The sequence below is a fragment of the Delftia sp. SD018 genome, from assembly GCF_017355445.1.
Lineage (GTDB): Bacteria > Pseudomonadota > Gammaproteobacteria > Burkholderiales > Burkholderiaceae_C > Comamonas > Comamonas acidovorans.
Genome location: NZ_JADDRN010000023.1, coordinates 59,951 through 74,694 on the forward strand (window position 1 = coordinate 59,951; position 14,744 = coordinate 74,694).

16 protein-coding genes are annotated in these 14,744 nt (G+C 64.3%); 3 read left to right on the top strand and 13 right to left on the bottom strand.

Annotated elements, in window-relative coordinates:
• Window positions 1–25: 25 nt before the first annotated feature.
• Entirely contained in the window at window positions 26–904 is an 879-nt protein-coding gene (locus tag INR38_RS21120; RefSeq protein WP_207442942.1) for an NAD(P)-dependent oxidoreductase, read from the bottom strand.
• Window positions 905–1,092: 188 nt separating this feature from the next.
• Here INR38_RS21120 and INR38_RS21125 point away from each other — a divergent pair, with 188 nt between their 5' ends.
• Window positions 1,093–1,749 carry a GntR family transcriptional regulator gene (locus INR38_RS21125; RefSeq protein ID WP_012206234.1) on the top strand — a complete coding sequence of 219 codons (657 nt, stop codon included), beginning with the start codon at window positions 1,093–1,095 and terminating at the stop codon, window positions 1,747–1,749.
• Window positions 1,750–1,755: 6 nt separating this feature from the next.
• Here the strand turns inward: INR38_RS21125 and INR38_RS21130 are convergent, their stop codons facing one another.
• From INR38_RS21130 to INR38_RS21155, 6 genes are all read right to left on the bottom strand, one after another.
• Window positions 1,756–3,009: an MFS transporter gene (locus tag INR38_RS21130; protein ID WP_207442941.1), complete on the bottom strand. Its 1,254-nt coding sequence runs from the start codon at window positions 3,007–3,009 to the stop codon at window positions 1,756–1,758.
• A gap of 84 nt (window positions 3,010–3,093) precedes the next feature.
• Complete coding sequence (aroQ, locus tag INR38_RS21135; RefSeq protein ID WP_016451445.1) at window positions 3,094–3,531, bottom strand: type II 3-dehydroquinate dehydratase; 438 nt, start codon at window positions 3,529–3,531, stop codon at window positions 3,094–3,096.
• A gap of 56 nt (window positions 3,532–3,587) precedes the next feature.
• On the bottom strand, window positions 3,588–4,646 hold the full coding sequence (locus INR38_RS21140) for a Gfo/Idh/MocA family oxidoreductase (RefSeq protein WP_207442940.1): 1,059 nt from the start codon (window positions 4,644–4,646) through the stop codon (window positions 3,588–3,590).
• A 10-nt stretch (window positions 4,647–4,656) separates the two neighbouring features.
• Window positions 4,657–5,808: a porin gene (locus tag INR38_RS21145; RefSeq protein ID WP_207442939.1), complete on the bottom strand. Its 1,152-nt coding sequence runs from the start codon at window positions 5,806–5,808 to the stop codon at window positions 4,657–4,659.
• Window positions 5,809–5,899: 91 nt separating this feature from the next.
• On the bottom strand, window positions 5,900–6,733 hold the full coding sequence (locus INR38_RS21150; RefSeq protein ID WP_099751514.1) for a ThiF family adenylyltransferase: 834 nt from the start codon (window positions 6,731–6,733) through the stop codon (window positions 5,900–5,902).
• A 48-nt stretch (window positions 6,734–6,781) separates the two neighbouring features.
• Window positions 6,782–8,176, bottom strand: coding sequence for an MFS transporter (locus INR38_RS21155; protein ID WP_207442938.1), 1,395 nt, complete (start codon window positions 8,174–8,176; stop codon window positions 6,782–6,784).
• A 196-nt stretch (window positions 8,177–8,372) separates the two neighbouring features.
• On the opposite strand from INR38_RS21155, the gene INR38_RS21160 reads away from it, so the two are divergent.
• Window positions 8,373–9,143, top strand: coding sequence for an IclR family transcriptional regulator C-terminal domain-containing protein (locus INR38_RS21160; RefSeq protein ID WP_012206241.1), 771 nt, complete (start codon window positions 8,373–8,375; stop codon window positions 9,141–9,143).
• 51 nt (window positions 9,144–9,194) lie between these two features.
• Here INR38_RS21160 and INR38_RS21165 read toward each other — a convergent pair whose 3' ends face one another.
• Genes INR38_RS21165 through INR38_RS21175 form a run of 3 tightly spaced genes read right to left on the bottom strand, consistent with a single transcriptional unit; the run spans window position 9,195 to window position 10,951 of the window.
• Window positions 9,195–9,683: an HIT family protein gene (locus tag INR38_RS21165; protein ID WP_278251407.1), complete on the bottom strand. Its 489-nt coding sequence runs from the start codon at window positions 9,681–9,683 to the stop codon at window positions 9,195–9,197.
• Window positions 9,684–10,637, bottom strand: coding sequence for a ThiF family adenylyltransferase (locus tag INR38_RS21170; RefSeq protein ID WP_207442936.1), 954 nt, complete (start codon window positions 10,635–10,637; stop codon window positions 9,684–9,686).
• Window positions 10,638–10,684: 47 nt separating this feature from the next.
• Window positions 10,685–10,951: a hypothetical protein gene (locus INR38_RS21175; RefSeq protein WP_199959473.1), complete on the bottom strand. Its 267-nt coding sequence runs from the start codon at window positions 10,949–10,951 to the stop codon at window positions 10,685–10,687.
• 401 nt (window positions 10,952–11,352) lie between these two features.
• On the opposite strand from INR38_RS21175, the gene INR38_RS21180 reads away from it, so the two are divergent.
• A complete protein-coding gene (locus INR38_RS21180) occupies window positions 11,353–11,766 on the top strand; it encodes a nuclear transport factor 2 family protein (RefSeq protein WP_207442935.1) in 414 nt (137 codons plus the stop codon).
• A gap of 16 nt (window positions 11,767–11,782) precedes the next feature.
• Here the strand turns inward: INR38_RS21180 and INR38_RS21185 are convergent, their stop codons facing one another.
• From INR38_RS21185 to INR38_RS21195, 3 genes are all read right to left on the bottom strand, one after another.
• Entirely contained in the window at window positions 11,783–12,808 is a 1,026-nt protein-coding gene (locus tag INR38_RS21185) for an aldo/keto reductase (RefSeq protein WP_207442934.1), read from the bottom strand.
• Between the two features lie 72 nt (window positions 12,809–12,880).
• Complete coding sequence (locus INR38_RS21190; protein ID WP_088164342.1) at window positions 12,881–13,777, bottom strand: sugar phosphate isomerase/epimerase; 897 nt, start codon at window positions 13,775–13,777, stop codon at window positions 12,881–12,883.
• Between the two features lie 65 nt (window positions 13,778–13,842).
• Entirely contained in the window at window positions 13,843–14,727 is an 885-nt protein-coding gene (locus tag INR38_RS21195; RefSeq protein ID WP_207442933.1) for a 4-hydroxyphenylpyruvate dioxygenase, read from the bottom strand.
• Between the last annotated feature and the right edge of the window lie 17 nt (window positions 14,728–14,744).

Sequence of the window (14,744 nt, forward strand, 5' to 3'; positions counted from 1 at the left end):
GTCGGTTGGCGCAGGGGTACGTTGATCAGGCTTGGCTGGCGAGCACGTGGCTGCCCAGCCAATCGATGGCCTCGTCGGTGGAGGTGCCGGTGAACGGCTGGGCCGCATGCGCCCGGGCCGTGGCGGCGAACAGCGCCTCGACGGCGGGCGAGGCGATGGGCGCCAGGCCGTTGCGGGCCATCTGCTGCCGGGCCTCGGCCACCTCGTTGCGGCGGCGTGCGGAATGCGGGATGTGCGTGCGCACCATGGACTCCATCAGCGTGCGCAGCGGTGTCTCGTCGATGTCCTGCAGCACGGCATGCAGCTGCTCGCGCAGGCCCATCTGCTGGGCCGTCACCAGGCACTCCACGGCCAGCGCCTCGGTCCCCTTGGTGTAGATGCTGCGCAGGAGCTTGAGCGCGGCGGCATCGCCCGGCTGTCCGCCCACCACGCGAACGAAGCCGCCAAGGGGCAAGAACAATTCCTGTACAAAACCGGCCTTGCCACCGGCCACGAGCAGCGGCGTCTTGCTGCCGCCCAGGTTGACCGCGCCGGTGATGGCCACGTCCACGAAGTGCACCGCCCTGCCCTGGGCGACGCGCCGGGCCAGCTCGCCGCATTCGCGCATCTCCTGCGGGTCGGCCGTGGTCATGTCCACATAGACCACGCCATCGCGCAGATGGGGCAGGCAGGCCTCGAACAGGCTGCGCGCCACGGTGCCGAACACGGCGCTCACCACCACGTCGGCCTCGGCCAGCCAGGCACCGGGCGCGGTATGCACCTGCGCGCCAGCGGCCTGCACGGCGTCGGCCACCGCAGCGTTGAGCTGCAGGTCGCACAGGCCCACCAGGCTGTGCCCCTGCTCCACAAAGGCCTGCATATAGCAGGCGCCGACCATTCCACCACCCAGTATTGCGAACTTCATAAAAGTACAAATTTAAAACATTGAGCGCAGTCTATGGAGCGCACCTGCTATCCACTCATAGAGATTTCCCGTAGAACTGCAGATTTTTGTACTTGTTTTGTACTTTTCTGAATGGAGCGCAGCACAGCGAGCCCCTCCGTCGTCACCTAGAATCGGCGCACCATCCCCACCCACCTGGTGCAAACACAGTGCAAAACGTGAAAGACAAGGCGTACGAGGTTCTGCGGCAGCGGCTCATCGGCGGCCACTACCGACCCGGCGAACAGCTCAAGGAGGAGCCCATTGCCCGCGACCTGGGACTGAGCCGCACGCCGGTGCGCAATGCGCTGCACCGCCTGGTGGAAGATGGCCTGGCCACCGATGGCGCGGGCCAGGGTATCCGCGTGTCGGAGTGGAGCGATTGGGATGTGGAGGAGACCTTCCAGCTGCGCATGCTGCTGGAGCCGTACGCCTCGTTCCTCGCGGCCACACGCGGCGGCGAGGGGCTGGCCGATGAGCTGGAGGCCAGCAACCAGCGCATGGAGGCCGGCATTGCCGCTGGCCACGACGGCATTGGCGAGGTGCAGTCAGCCAACCGGGATTTTCACCACGCGCTGATCGAGGCATCGGGCTCGCCGCGCCTCAAGACCATGCTGGCGACGATGATCGACATGCCTATCATCAAGCGGTCGTTCTACATCTACACGCCCGAAGAACTGGTGCAAAGCCTGCACCACCACTGCGACCTGGTGATCGCCATACGTGCCAGGGATGGAGAGCTGGCACGCCAGGTGATGCAGCTGCACCTGCGCATGTCCTACCACCGGTTCATGAAGCATCGGGGGGAATACCGCGCGGATGCATGAACAGCGTCATGACCGGGGCTGAACCCTTTGCGCTGACTGCACCCGGTACAGCCACGGCAGCCAGACAAAGGCGATGAGGACCAGCACAACGCCTGCCAGCGCCATGGGCAACACCATCGGCCAGGCACCGTGGCGCATCGTCGGATCGACAAATTGCGCCGCCAGCTGGCCGGCGCAGAAGGCCACGCACATGATCGCGAAGCCCGAACACGACACGGCCCGCCCAGCCAGCTGCGGCGGCAGGCCACCCACCGCGCCCGCCTGGCCGCAAGGCTGGTGCAGGCCATGGCCCAGCGCATACACCGCGTGCCCCAGCAGCAGTGGAAAGGGCGAGGTCGGCGCCAGCACGCAGCCGGCGATCTGGATGCACGGCCCCAGCAGACTGAGCGAAGCGCCCAGCTGCACCGTGCGCACCGGCCCGTGGCGCGACAGCAGGCGCCGGCACCATGTGATGCCGAGGATGTAGACCAGCGAGCCGCCCGCTGGAATCCAGCCGTAGAGCACGGGCGACAGGCCGAACAGGTCGACGTACACCATCGGCGACAGCAACAAAAAGCAGAAGATGCCGCCGTAGGTGGCTGCGGCCAGTGCCGTCCAGGCGCAAAAGCCGGGGTCGGCGATCACCTGGCGCACACCGCCAGCGGATACGGATACGGGTACGGATGCGATGACCGGGGCAGACTCCGCTGGCACTTGCCGCGTCTCGCTGAAAGTGCGCCAGCACAGTGCCAGCAAAGCCAGCGAGTAGACGCCCATCGCCACCAGCACCCAGCGCCAGCCGGTGGCCTGGACTGCCCATGCACCGGCAATCGGCGCCACCAGGGCCACCAGCCCCAGGCCCATCAGGCCGCGGGCCATGATGCGCGGCCCTTCATGGGCCGGATACAGGTCGCGCACCGCAGCCCGTGCGCACACCAGGATGGCCGCCATGGCCGCGCCCTGCACGGCGCGCCAGGCCACCAGTGCGTCCGCGCTGCCCGCCAGCGCACAGCCTGCCGCCGCTGCCGTGTAGCAGGCCAGACCCGTCAGCAGAACGGGCCGGCGCCCGAAGCGGTCGGCCAGCGGTCCGCACACCAGCTGGGCGACACCGAAGGCCAGCATGAACACGGTCAGGCTGCTGCTGGCCGAGCCCAGGTCGCGCGCGATCTCGGGCAACGCCGGCAGATAGCCATCGGTGGCGACCGGCTGCGCGGCCAGCAGCAGCGGCAGCAGCAGAAGAAAGGAAACGGAGCGGCGCGGGCCGGGATCGGCGAAGTTCATCTCAATGAAGCCTGGTCACGGCATGCAGCGCGTCGAGCGAGGGAGTTCGAAGGACGATACATGGCCAGTTGCGCGCCATGCATCCTATGCGACGGCGGACAGCACGGCCCGCAGGCCCAGCAGATAGCTGTCCGCGCCGAAGCCGCAGATCTGGCCCCGGGCGATGTCGGCAAAGACCGAGTGGTGGCGGAAGGGCTCGCGCGCATGGATGTTGCTCATGTGGATCTCCACCACGGGCACGGTGAGCATGGCCAGCGCGTCGCGGATGCCGTAGCTGTAGTGCGTCCAGGCGCCGGCGTTGATGAGCACGCCATCGACGCCGTCCCGAAAGCCCTGGTGGATGCGATCGCACATGGCGCCTTCGCAATTGGTCTGGAAGCTGTCCACCTCGCAGCCCAGCTGGCTGCCCAGGCTGCGCAGCGAGGCGTCGATCTCGGCCAGCGTGACCGTGCCGTATTGGGCAGGGTCGCGCTGGCCAAACATGTTGTGGTTGATGCCGTGCAGCATCAGGATCTTTTTCATGGAGGCTCCGTGGCTTGATGTCATGGATGGAGGATGGCGCGCCGGTGGTGTCCGGGTCACGCCGTGGTGTCGATGGCGGCGCCCATGCGGGCAGCCTCTGCAATGGCCTCGGTGATCTGCAGGTTGCGCAGGCCGTCGTGCACGCTGACCAGGGGCTGCGCCAGGCCGCGCGCCACCTGCGCGAAATGCGCCATCTGGCGCACCAGCGGGTCTTCGCGCTCCACGGCGGCCACATCCAGGTCGAAGGGCTCATTCCAGGAGCGCTGCCCGGCCGATGCATAGGTCTTCAGCCGCATGCTCGGTATGGCCAGCGAGCCGAAGGTGCCCGCCACCAGGTAGCAGTCTTCGTCCTCATAGCTGGCATAGGCCTTGTTTTCCTGCGAGGTCTGCTCCCAGCTGCGCGCGCTGGCGGCCGTGTCCGAAAGCACAAAGCTGCCCAGCGCGCCGCTGGCAAAGCGCAGGTTGATGGCCACCGTGTCTTCCACGGCAAAACCGCGCGTGGCATGCGAGGCGAAGGCCTGCACGGCCACGATGTCGCCGCACAGCATGCGCAGGTTGTGGACCTCGTGGATCATGTTGAGCAGGATGGGGCCGCCCCCGGCCTCGCGGCGCCAGGGGCCTTCCTCGAAATAGGCGTCCGGCTTGTAGAACAGGGCCGCGCCGGTCACGGCCACCAGGCGGCCCAGCCGCCCCTGGGCGATGAGGGCTGCGGCCCGCGCCATGATCGGGCTGTGGGCGCGGTGGTGGCCCACCAGCACGCGGGCGCCGCTGCGCTCGGCCAGCGCGGCCAGGCGCTGCGCCTCGGCCACGGTGGAGGCGACGGGCTTTTCCAGCAGGATGGGCAGGCGCGCATGCATGCACTGCGCCGCCTGCGGGGCATGCAGGCGGTTGGGCGTGGCCAGCACCACGGCGTCGGGCCGGTCATGGGCGATCAGCTCGCCCAGGTCGGGCCACAGCGGCACTCCGGCCCTTTGGGCAAGCTCCCGGGCTGCGGGCGCCGGGTCCACGATGGCGGACAGGCGGCAATCCGCCTGGGCCCCGATGGCGGCGATATGCGCCTGGCCGATCGCGCCGGCGCCGGCCACGGCAATGCGAAGCGGGTGCAGCTGTGCCATGGCATGCCCCTCAGAAGCGGTGCAGCACGCCCAGCTGCACGCCCTTGATGGTGCGGCCGTTGACGTCGTCGGCCGATGTGAAGTTGGGCTTCATGCCGCCCGAGGCCGCCAGCCGGAAGCCCGCATTGCGGTCGTTCTTTAACTGCTCGGCCACCGCGTAGAGCATGGTGCGCTTGGACAGGTCGTAGTAGGCCGCGACCGCGCCGCCCGATGCGCCGCGCCCGCTGTCCGATCCATCCTGTATGCGGCCCCACAGTGCGCCCACGCGCAGCTGCGGCGTCACGCGGTAGTCGGCCGACAGCTGCCAGACGCGGTAGAAGCGGCGCACATCGGCATTCGTGCCCGCAACCAGCCCGCCCACATTGCCCAGCACCGTGCCCGTGTTGTTGCCCGCCGAGCCTGCCGTGCTGTTGTTGGACCGCACAAAGGCCAGCTGGACCTTGCCCTTGCCGTAGTCGTAGTTGGCGTAGAGGTTGTCGTAGCGGACCGCGTCGGTATAGGCCGCGTTCTGCGGCGCACGCGCATACAGGCCTGCATAGCCCACGCGGTAGGGGCCGTTCAGGTAGTCCAGGCCCAGCTGGTAGATGGCCTGGCGCGCTGGAGCACCGGTCTCGGCCATGGCGTAGTGGGCCTCGAACAGGAAGCCGGCCACGCGCGGCGAGGTGTAGGAGATGTCGTTGTCGAAGCGCGAGGGCACGCCGAAGTTGTTGACCATCGATCCCAACGTGCGCGAGGTGAAGTCGATGTAGTCGCCGCGCCCGAAGATCACGGTGTTCTGCCGGCCCAGCCGCACCTCGCCCCAGCCGCCGCCCAGGCCCACCCAGCTTTGGCGGTCGAAGCCGCGCGTGCTGTCGGCCTGCGTGCCGTTGTCGGCGTTGATGCCCATCTCCAGCTGGAACTTCGCGTACAGGCCACCACCCAGGTCTTCCTGCCCGCGAAAGCCCAGGCGGCTGCGCAGCAGGGCGCCATCCTCCAGCGTGGTCATGGATGCGCCCGAGCTGCTGCGCATGTGGTTGACGTACTGGTCCACGCTGCCGTAGATGGTGACCGAGGACTGGGCGTGGGCACCCGCGCCCCAGGCGCCCAGCACGGTGGCGAGGGCCAGGATGCGAAGGGCCCCGCGCTGCGGCACTCGCGGTGTCTGGTGCATTTGCTGTTGCATGGTCTTGTCTCCTTCTCTGTGGAAAATGCTTTTTCGGGCGTGGCTGCGCCCTGCCCTGGACGCATTCAGGGCCGGTTGTCTGTCGGCTGGATCAGTAGGAGATGTGGGCGGTGGCGCGCAGCTCGTCGGGCGTGGCGCTGCCGAAGCCGAAGAATTCGAGGTAGGCGGGAATCATCTCGAACAGCATGTCCGTGCCCACCTGGAAGTCGCAGCCCTTGTCGCGCACGGCGCGCAGCAGGGGCGTGAACTCGGACTTCATCACCACCTCGCCCACAAAGGTGGTGGGCGCGATGCGCTGCACATCGAAAGGCAGCGGGTCATCGGCCTTCATGCCCAGCGGCGTGGCGTTGACGACCACGTCAAAGCCCTGCGGGTCCCTGGAGCCCGTGCCCACCTTCATCCTCGGGTAGTAGGCAGCGAGCCGTCCTGCCAGGGCCTGCGCGCTCTCATCACGCGTGTCGAACAGCATCAGCTCGCCCACGCCGGCTGCCGCCAGCGAGGCGGCAATCGCCGACCCTACGCCACCCGCCCCGGAAATCAGCACCCGCGCGCCCTGCAGCTGCCGCCCCTTGCGCAGCACGCCGCGCACAAAGCCCGCGCCGTCGAACTGGTCGCCCAGCAGCGAGCCGTCCTCGCGCCGCAGCACGGCATTGCAGGCGCCTGCAATGTGCACGGCGGGCGTGACCTCGTGCACCAGGTCCACCACGGACACCTTGTGCGGCATGGTGATCAGCGCGCCGCGCAGGTTGGTGAAACGCATGATGGCCGCGAAGTCCGGCGCGAAATGCGCCGCCTTCACGCCCATGGGCACGACGCAGGCGTCTATGCCCCGGCCGTCGAACCACGGGTTGTAGATCATGGGCGACTTGAAGGTCTCGGTGGGATCGCCGATGTGCGCGATGAGGGTGGTTTTTCCGGAAATCATTCCCTGGGCTTTCGGATGCTTGGGTTGGCGGAATGTGGCGTGTGAAATTCAGCGGCCGGACTGGGACAGTGCCTGGGTGCGCAGGCGCTCGTACTCGGCGGCGTCCACAGGCTGAGCACCGGCCTCGCCCAGATCCTCCATGCGCACGCGGTACGTCTCGCGGGCGCTCCAGGCGGCCAGGGCTGCCACCACGGTGATGCCGAAAGCGATCAGCCCCACCGTCAGCCAGATGTTCTGGGATCCCGGAGGCGCCACGGCCGTGAACAGCGCGGGCAGCATGGCGGTGATGGCCGTGCCCACGTTCTGCGAGATGGCCATGGCCGAGACGCGTGTGCGGGTCGGGAACAGCTCGGGGTAGAAGCTGGGGAACACCGCGTTGTAGCCCTGGTAGACCACGCCCCACATCAGGATGGACATGGCGAAGGCCAGCGGCATGTTGCGCGTGCTGATGGCGTAGAGGTAGCCGATGGCCAGCAGCCCGGACAGCAGCGCGCCGAAGATGATGGGCGGGCGCCGGCCGATGCGGTCGGACAGGTTGCCCACCATGGGAATCACCAGCACCGCGACGATGTTGCCCACCACGGGAATCCACAGGTACATGTCCTTGGCGAAGCCGATGCCGTAGGCGGGCTGCACCGCATAGGCGGCACCGAAGATGGTGGCCACCACGGGGATCACGTTCATCAGCGCCATGCAGACCACGCGCAGCATGTCGGGCGAATGGTGGCGGAAGGCCTCGACCACGGGCGAACGCGGACGCGCCTCGCTGCGGCCTGCGGCGGTGAAGGCCGGGGTCTCGTTGACCTCGCGGCGGATGATCCAGCCCGCGATGATGACCACGAAGCTCAGGATGAAGGGAATGCGCCAGCCCCAGCTGTTGAACTGCTCGGTGGGCATGTAGTGCGCCAGCGGCAGGAACACGGCCGCTGCCAGGATCTGGCCGGCCTGCACGCCCTGCAGCGTGAAGCTGGCGAAAAAGCCGCGCCGCCCGAACGGGGCATGCTCCAGGATCATCGAGCTGGCGCCCGAGATCTCGCCGGCCACCGCAAAGCCCTGGATCAGCCGCATCAGCACCAGCAGCGCCGGTGCCCACAGGCCGACCTGGTCATAGGTGGGCAGCAGCCCCACGGCGATGGTGGAAAAGCCCATCAGGAACATGCACCACACCAGCACCTGCTTGCGCCCGTGCGTATCGCCCAGGTGGCCCAGCACGAAGGCGCCGATGGGCCGCGCCACATAGCCCACGCCATAGGTGGCCAGCGAGGCGATGATGGCAATCGCCGGATCACCCTGCGGAAAGAAGATCTGCGGAAAGATCAGCGCCGCAGCCGTGGCGTAGATGAAGAAATCGTAGTACTCCAGGGCCGAGCCTATCCAGCCGCTGGTTGCGGCCTTCCTGGGTTGGTGCTGCGTTGACTGCGTATGTACCGGTGTTGCGCTCATGTGTTGTCTCCTCCAGGCAAAAGATCCCCGCTGCGGCAAGTGATGGATGCTTGCGGCCAGGCCAGCGGGATGTAAAAAATGTAGTTCCCGCCTATGAATCTGCCCAAGCCAATTTCCAGGGGCATGTGCGCTGATCGCACCGCGCTGTTCGATAATCGCACGCACCCAGGGTTAATACGGAAAAATCAAAACCGTCATGACAACACCTTCCACCCTCGCCCAGCGCGACTGGATTGCCGGACTGGAACGCGGCGTATCGATCATCGAAGCCTTTGACGACGCCCACCCGCGCATGACGGCGGCCGAGGCCGGCCAGCGCACGGGCATGACGCGCACCGCCGCGCGGCGCTATCTGCTGACGCTGCAGCACATGGGCTACGTGGCGGGGGACGGCAAGCTGTTCTGGCTCACGCCGCGCGTGCTGCGGCTGGGGCAGTCGTACCTGGAGTCGGCGCGGCTGCCGCGCATCGTCCAGCCGTTCCTGCAGCGCGTGGCGGCCGGCACCCATGAAACCGCCTACCTGGCGGTGCTGGACGACGACGAGGTGGTCTACATCGCACGCAACGGCCCCAACCGCAACATGAACACCGGCTACGTGCTGGGCGCGCGCGTGCCGGCCCAGGTCACGGCGGCCGGCATGCTGATGCTGTCCATGCGCAGCGACGCCGAGCTGGAGCACTGGCTGGACAACCGCGCGCTGACGGTCTTCACCTCGCACACCATCACCTGCCCCGCCGAAATGCGCCGCGAGCTGGCCCTGATCCGCACCCAGGACTGGGCGCTGTGCGAGCAGCAGCTGAACCTGGACTCGCGCGGCATTGCCGTGCCGCTGCGTGACCGCCACGGCGCGCTGGCCGGCGCCCTCAACATCACCATGCCCATGGGTCGCGAAACCGGCAAGGACGCCGTGGCCCGCGTGCTGCCCATGCTGCGCGAGACGGCGCAGGCGATGCGGGATTTGATTTGATCGAATGCAGGGGGCAGCCGGCCCGACAATTCCGCAAGAGTGCCGCATTCTTCAAACTTGGTCCCTCTCACCATGGCGATCTGTCTTTTCCATTGCGCCAATCTTCTCGGCCATTCTTTTCAAATGCCCTTCATCGGCTCTTTGGTGGTCGTGGGAGGATATATAGCCCTCATATTTATCAAAGAACTTTTTGACGTTTGATGATATTTTCTGCCAGGGTTGCGTCTTGCTGGTTCCATGCATCGGGAATAGCTTGGCATGGACATGGTCGACTCCGTACCCTTCAAATATCATTCCATTACGCCCGACATCGTCAAATGCCCGATCCAAGAGCAGTGCCACCTTCCTCGCCGCAAGCGTCAATCCTATCAACTCGGCATCTTCAAGTGCAAATGCATAGCTTGGCATATGGATCTTTGGGAATACCACGGTAAATCCATCGGTATTGGGGAAAATGGAGAGTATCGCCATGTACTTATCGTCTTCCCATATCTTGTGGGCTGGTGCAATGCCATCCACGATCTTGCAGAATATGCACATTTAGCAATACCTCCTTGGAAAAATCTTAGCATCCCATTGCATGGAAAAACCATCATTGCGGCTCTTAATAATCCCGCAAACTCTTTGAATAATGAAAGACGACATAATTCCAGCAATTTCGGTATTGGAAGGACCAAAACTAGGACCAATGAATTCTGGACCACGATGCCATTGAATAAAATCTTGCGAGAGATCTTTGGACCCCACCTCCAGTCTTGAGTAACCATGAAAATACCCACTGGATACCACCTTCTCTGCGCAGCCATTTTTCAGGTTGCGACCAATACCCAGTGGCTCATCGGCAGTTATCGCAATATCTGAGAACCCTGCAGCCATCTCTTCAATAGCTCCATTTGATAAAGATGATAATTGCACCGTACATTCAACGTCAGGAAATCTCTTCCCTATCTCCCTCTCTAGAACCTCAACTTTATTTTTTCCAACATCCTCAAGCGTCCAGAATAATTGTCTATTTAAGTTGCTATTCTCTACAAGGTCGTCATCAACCAAATACAAATGACCAATACCGGCTCCAGCCAGATTCATGGCAACCAAAGACCCTATTCCACCGCAACCAACGACCAATACCGAACCATTCTTGATGTTCGACATCTTCTGCAGAAATTCACCGCAGTTTGCGCTATTTGCCATAACATAAGACGCCGTTCTACTCCTCCTTGATTCGTTCAAAATTCTATCGGCACAAAGCACTTCATTGTGTTCTCCGAAAATTATGGCACCGACTGAAACCAGGGACTTCATTAAATCACTGGATTCTGGTTTCACGTTATTTACCAAACCAGCTGGGCCAACAAAAGAATAATCCCCATTTTGATTTTCACCCCACACCAACGAGGGTATTATCAGCCCCACATAATTTCCATTTATGGAAATCAATCTTCCAGAGATTTTTTCATTCGCGTTTGATTCAAATATATTTTCAAGAAATTTCATGCGCCCAAGGGTGAGATTTCTCTCACCCCTCCCTCAAACATCAAAAGTTAGTTGCACTGAAAGCCTCGACCTAATCCTTCCAAGCGATGAATTTCAACATAAGTGTCATTTCCTTGTAAGTACGCCGGCAGAAATGCCATCCATGTTTGACAGCTGACAGACGCAACCTGCTTTACATCCGAATGCACTGTCTTTGATAGCTGCTCTACGGGGTAATCCTTGTTAATAAGCCGGTCTGCCGGTTGATTTTTATAAATAGCATGCGCCTGAGCCGCCAGAAGCATTAGACCTGCCGCAGAAATTTCTTTAATCACAGCATAAACTCCTAAAAGATCGCCAGAAATTTGGCAAGCCCATGCTACATAAGAATAGTTATCATTAACATCCAAATATATATAAAAAATATGTTTCTATTGAAACTATAATTTCTTTTGCCATTCATTTAATAGCACGAATGCCCCATGAAAAGGCGGTAGTACGCTATTTAACAAAATGTATATAAGACAGGTCCTATTCTTTGCAAAAATTCCATAACTAATGCATCGTGCGGAGGATGACGCAACAACCAGGGAGGCTTTCCGACGCTGATGGAATACGCAAATGGAATTGGAATAGGCCTCGGAAATTCCTTAGACCGTGCTACTGCATGCACAATGCAGATCAACCATGGCAGCGGACAGTTGCTATCAGCACTAATCCGCCTACTACTCAAGCCATGAGCCAAGACGAGATCCATCTGCTCCAACATCTACAAGCACTGGAAACGCAGCTGCACGATCCGCAGGTGCGATCGGACGCAGGCCAGCTGCAGGCGCTGCTGCATGAAGACTTCCTGGAATTCGGCCGATCGGGCGGCGTGCACGACCGGGCCGCCACCGTGGACAGCCTGGTGGCCGCCTTGCCAGCACAGGCCCCTGCCCGGCTGGTGTCAGGCGGCTTTGCGCTGGCGCGCCTGGGACCGGACAGCGCGCTGCTGACCTACCGCTCGGCCAGCGTGGCCGAGGATGGAACGGCCGGCCGGCATACGCTGCGCTCCTCGGTCTGGCTGCGCACGGCCCGGGGCTGGCAGATGCGCTTCCACCAGGGCACGCCCACGGCGCCATTCGACCTGGCCGCATCCATGCCATGAGCGGCCTGCGGCGTGTTCAGACCGTCTCGAACGCGTACTTTTCCGTATCCACCTCGCGCTGCGAGGCCACGGCATAGCGGTCGCCCTGGATGCGCTCGGGCTTGAAGAGGTCGTCCAGTTCGGCCAGCAGGGCCGCGTCCAGGCGCACGGCGCCGCCGCGCAGGTCTTCGTGCAGATGGTCCACGCTGGTGGTGCCCGGCAGGGCAATCACATGCTCGCCCTGGTGCAGCACCCAGGCGATGGCCAGCTCGGCCAGCGTGCATTCGGCGCGCTCGGCAATCGACTGCATGGGCGCGAGCAGCTGCAGGTTCTTCGCATAGGCCTCGGGCGCGAAGCGCGGCATGGCGGCGCGGATATCGCCCTTGACCAGGCCCTCGACCTCCTGGAGCTTGCCCGTGAGGAAGGCGCGGCCCAGCGGGCTGAAGGCCACGTAGGCAATGCCCAGTTCCTTGCAGGCCTGCAGCGTGCCCAGTTCGGCATTGCGCGACCACAGCGAATACTCGCTTTGCAGCGCGGCGATGGGGAAGGTGGCATGGGCGCGGCGCAGCGCGTCGGCGCCGATCTCGGACAGGCCCAGGGCGCGCACCTTGCCCTCTTCCACCAGGCGCGACATCTCGCCCACCGATTCCTCGATGGGCACGCGGCGGTCCCAGCGGTGCAGGTAGTAGAGATCGATGACATCGGTGCCCAGGCGCTGCAGGCTGTCTTCGCAATTGCGGCGCAGGGTCTTGGGGTGGCCGTCGATCACGCGGCGCACCACGCCGTCGTCGCCGCGCACGCCGGCCATGCCGCATTTGCTGGCCAGGGTGATGTGGTTGCGGTGGGACTTGAGCACGGGGCCGACCAGGGATTCGTTGGCGCCGAAGCCATACAGCGCCGCCGTGTCGAACAGGGTGACACCGGCGTCCAGCGCCGCATGCAGCACGGCCTTGCCCTGCTCGGGCGACGGCGGATGGCCATAGGCGTGGCTGAGGTTCATGCAGCCCAGGCCGACGGCGCTGACGGAGAAGGGACCCAGGTGGCGTGTGGACAGGTTGGTCATGGTTTTCTCACAGGGAAAAGAAGCAAGGGAGCGGCCAGCGCTCCCTTGCAATGTCGAAGGCCCATTTTGCCGTCAAACCGACGTGCCCCTCACGCCCGTGCGCGCCCAGGCCGGCAGCGGCACGGGCCGGTGCAGCACGTCGTCGTTGAGCCACAGGGCGCTGCGGCGCGCACGCTCGGCCACGGTGTCCAGCGGCAGTTGCTGGTAGTCGTCGTTGAAGACCTCGAAGCTGTAGTCACCCCGGTAGCCCAGGCGGTCCAGGCGCAGCACCAGATCGGCCAGGCGCTCGCTGTGCACGCCCTCGCCCGGGAACACGCGGAAGGTGCGCGCCGTGGTCATGCGCTCTTCGAAGGTGGGAGCGTCGTGCCACATGAAGTCGGACAGCTGCACCAGGAAGATCTTGTCGCGGTCGATCAGCTCCAGCGCATCCAGCGGCGTCTTGGCGGCCAGGATGTGGAAGGAGTCCAGCCCGATGCCCAGGTTGGACGTGTCGGCACGGCAGACCACGTCCCAGCTGGTGGTGAACTCATTGACGGAGCGGCCCCAGGACAGGCCCTCGTAGGCGATCTTCACGCCCAGCGGAATGCCCAGCATGGCCAGCTTGCGCAGGTCGCGCGCAATCACGTCGAGATCGCCCGTGGCATGGCGCGAGGTGGACGAGCAGGCCAGCAGCACGGGGCTGCCGATCTCGGCGCACATCTCCAGCATGGATTTGGCGATGTCCACCTTGTAGTGGTGCAGGTGGTCGGACAGGCCCTCGAAGTCGCGCAGCACCTGAAAGCCCGTGGGCCGCAGGCCGCTGGCGCGCACGGCCGCCGCTGCCGCCTTGACGCCGCCGGGGTGGCCGGCCAGGTCGCGCGCACTGAGCATGACCTGGGTGAAGCCCGCGCGCCGGATGGCGTCGAGCTTGGCCTCCAGCGAGCCATTCAGAGTGATGGTGTCCATGCCATAGCTGTCCAGCAAGCCCATGTTGCCCTCCAGGATCGTTGTGTGTATCGGCGGTTGAATCGGACGGCGGCGCGCCAGGCTTTGCGCTAGGCGTCGCGGTGCACCAGCTCGAACACCACGGTGCCCATGGCGTTGCGCGTGAGCGCGCCGCGGTCATCGGGGTGCAGGCGGCTCGATTCCACGAACTCCACGCCGCGCTGGCGCAGCGCCTGCACGGCGCCAGGCACGTCGGTGGTGCCCAGGCCGATGCGCTGCAGGCGCTCGGGCATGTCGTCCCACTCCAGGCCCGGGTCGGGCTCGATGAGCTGCCACAGGAAGCGCTTGCAGGGGCTGCGCATGAGCTTGCCCTTGGGCAGGATGCCGAAGCGCTGCGCGTCGGGCAGCAGGTGGAAGTCGAACATGCGCTCGAAGTAGGTGATCCAGTCGGCGCTGCGGCCACGCCCTATGTACTGGACCACGCCGAAATAGCCCAGGCCGGCCAGCGCCAGTGGATGGGGATCGGCCCCGGCGATGGGCTTGAAATCGATGTCATAGATGGAGAACTCCTGCCATCGATCGACAAAGTAGAAGCGGCTGCCACCCGGGCCGTGGATGGCCGGGATGTGCAGCTCCATCGCCTGGGCCTGGCTGGGCGCCGCCCAGGCTCCCAGTTCGATGCAGCGCGTATGCGCCTGCAGGGCATCCTGCACGCGCAGCGCCACGGCCGAGATGACGGGCTGCCCGTCCGAGGCGGCATTGGCCAGCGCATCGGCAGCGCCCGCATTGACCACCAGGTTCATGTCCCCCTGCCGGTACAGCGTCACCTCGCGCGAGCGGTGCCGCGCCACGGGGCGAAAACCCAGCCCCTCCAGCACCTGGCCCAGGGCCTGGGGCTGGCTGGTCGTGTACTCGATGAACTCTATGCCGTCGATCCCGAGGCGATTGGACGCCTCGGGCACGTCTTCCCGGCTACTGGAGGAGGAATCGGTCATTGCGGTACTCCGGATGG

Excerpts from the sequence above, each read along its gene's own strand:
- INR38_RS21120 (WP_207442942.1), bottom strand. The coding sequence starts at position 904 with ATGAAGTTCGCAATACTGGGTGGTGGAATGGTCGGCGCCTGCTATATG.
- INR38_RS21130 (WP_207442941.1), bottom strand. The coding sequence starts at position 3,009 with ATGAACTTCGCCGATCCCGGCCCGCGCCGCTCCGTTTCCTTTCTTCTG.
- aroQ (WP_016451445.1), bottom strand. The coding sequence starts at position 3,531 with ATGAAAAAGATCCTGATGCTGCACGGCATCAACCACAACATGTTTGGC.
- INR38_RS21140 (WP_207442940.1), bottom strand. The coding sequence starts at position 4,646 with ATGGCACAGCTGCACCCGCTTCGCATTGCCGTGGCCGGCGCCGGCGCG.
- INR38_RS21145 (WP_207442939.1), bottom strand. The coding sequence starts at position 5,808 with ATGCAACAGCAAATGCACCAGACACCGCGAGTGCCGCAGCGCGGGGCC.
- INR38_RS21150 (WP_099751514.1), bottom strand. The coding sequence starts at position 6,733 with ATGATTTCCGGAAAAACCACCCTCATCGCGCACATCGGCGATCCCACC.
- INR38_RS21155 (WP_207442938.1), bottom strand. The coding sequence starts at position 8,176 with ATGAGCGCAACACCGGTACATACGCAGTCAACGCAGCACCAACCCAGG.
- INR38_RS21160 (WP_012206241.1), top strand. The coding sequence starts at position 8,373 with ATGACAACACCTTCCACCCTCGCCCAGCGCGACTGGATTGCCGGACTG.
- INR38_RS21165 (WP_278251407.1), bottom strand. The coding sequence starts at position 9,683 with ATGTGCATATTCTGCAAGATCGTGGATGGCATTGCACCAGCCCACAAG.
- INR38_RS21170 (WP_207442936.1), bottom strand. The coding sequence starts at position 10,637 with ATGAAATTTCTTGAAAATATATTTGAATCAAACGCGAATGAAAAAATC.
- INR38_RS21180 (WP_207442935.1), top strand. The coding sequence starts at position 11,353 with ATGAGCCAAGACGAGATCCATCTGCTCCAACATCTACAAGCACTGGAA.
- INR38_RS21185 (WP_207442934.1), bottom strand. The coding sequence starts at position 12,808 with ATGACCAACCTGTCCACACGCCACCTGGGTCCCTTCTCCGTCAGCGCC.
- INR38_RS21190 (WP_088164342.1), bottom strand. The coding sequence starts at position 13,777 with ATGGGCTTGCTGGACAGCTATGGCATGGACACCATCACTCTGAATGGC.
- INR38_RS21195 (WP_207442933.1), bottom strand. The coding sequence starts at position 14,727 with ATGACCGATTCCTCCTCCAGTAGCCGGGAAGACGTGCCCGAGGCGTCC.